This window comes from Polaromonas sp. P3_C2 (assembly GCF_056402675.1).
Genome location: NZ_JBFUGX010000956.1, coordinates 1 through 1,223 on the forward strand (window position 1 = coordinate 1; position 1,223 = coordinate 1,223).

General features: G+C 62.9%; 2 protein-coding genes. Both read right to left on the reverse strand.

Annotation, left to right across the window (positions count from 1 at the left end):
• Positions 1–342: substrate-binding domain-containing protein (locus AC1DWI_RS23745; protein ID WP_477725986.1), on the reverse strand; the 342-nt coding region annotated here is incomplete at its 3' end.
• Between the two features lie 66 nt (positions 343–408).
• Complete coding sequence (locus AC1DWI_RS23750; RefSeq protein ID WP_477670733.1) at positions 409–1,188, reverse strand: inositol monophosphatase family protein; 780 nt, start codon at positions 1,186–1,188, stop codon at positions 409–411.
• Positions 1,189–1,223 lie beyond the last annotated feature (35 nt).

The window sequence follows — 1,223 nt, forward strand, 5'->3', positions numbered from 1 at the left end:
AGGGTGCAGATCAGCCAGCTTCGGCGACTTGTAGGGCTCGGTCAAACCTTCCTCGGCGGCCTGAAGATGAGGGTCGCCCGTGCCACCCCACCACACGTCACCGCGCGGGTTGGCTGCTTCAGCCTTGATCTGGGCGTAAGTTTCGCCCGAGCTCTTGCGTGTCATCGACACCTTGATGCCGGTGGCCTTTTCGAAGGCCGTCACCATGGGCCGGCACCATTCTTCCTGGACGTTGCAGTAAACCACCAGTTCTTCGGCTGCGCGGGCGGGGGACGACATGGCGCAGGCCGCGGCCGCCAGAACCAATCCTGGAAAAAGTGATTTGAATGTGAACTGTTTCATCTGTGTCTCCTTCTTTATGTCGTCAATGGCGCCTGCGGTACGGCGTTGAAGCCACCTTAGCAGCCGTCAGCGCAGCGGTATACCCGTTAAAACGCTTAGTTCCGAAGCCAGTCTGGCGTTGGTCGCCAGCACCGGGTTTCCCTGGGCCAGGCCGTTGTCGGCCCAGAAGTCGTTGACGCGGCCGCCGGCTTCCCGGACCAGTAGCAGGCCGGCTGCGACGTCCCATGAATTGATATGCGCCTCGGCGTAGGCTTCGCATCGCCCGGCGGCCACATAGGCCAGCCCCAGCGCGCCGGAACCCGCGCGGCGCACCGAACAGCCCGCATGCATGCACCGGCTGACCAGCGCGAGGTATGAATCCGGTGATCGGCGCGGAGACCAGCCAATTTCGACGGAAGAGGCGGACAGCTCGACCTGTTCGCTCACCTGAAGCCGCACGCCGTTGCACCACGCGCCGTGGCCGCGTTGCGCAATGAAGAGCTCATCGTGCATGGGCTCATAGATGGCGCCGGCCTCGAGCTCGCCGTTGACCATGAGGCACAGGGAAATGCAGAAGTGCGGGATGGCCCGGGCGAAATTCGCCGTTCCATCCACCGGGTCGACAATCCAGAGGCGAGCTGCGCCGCCGGTTTCTCCTCCTGCTTCTTCCCCCAGCACGGCATCTCCCGGAAAGCGCCGTTCGATCTCCGCGCGCACATACTGTTCTACCGCGCCGTCGGTGACGGTCAGGTAGTCCTGCCGGCCTTTGAGCGAATAGGCAGGCTTGTCCGGCGCGTTGAAGGCGTTGCGCATCATGGCGCCGGCCGAACGGACAATTTCTTCAATGGCATCAGTAAGTGCGGTCATGAGAGGGTGTATGGCTATCCGATGGAGGTACACCT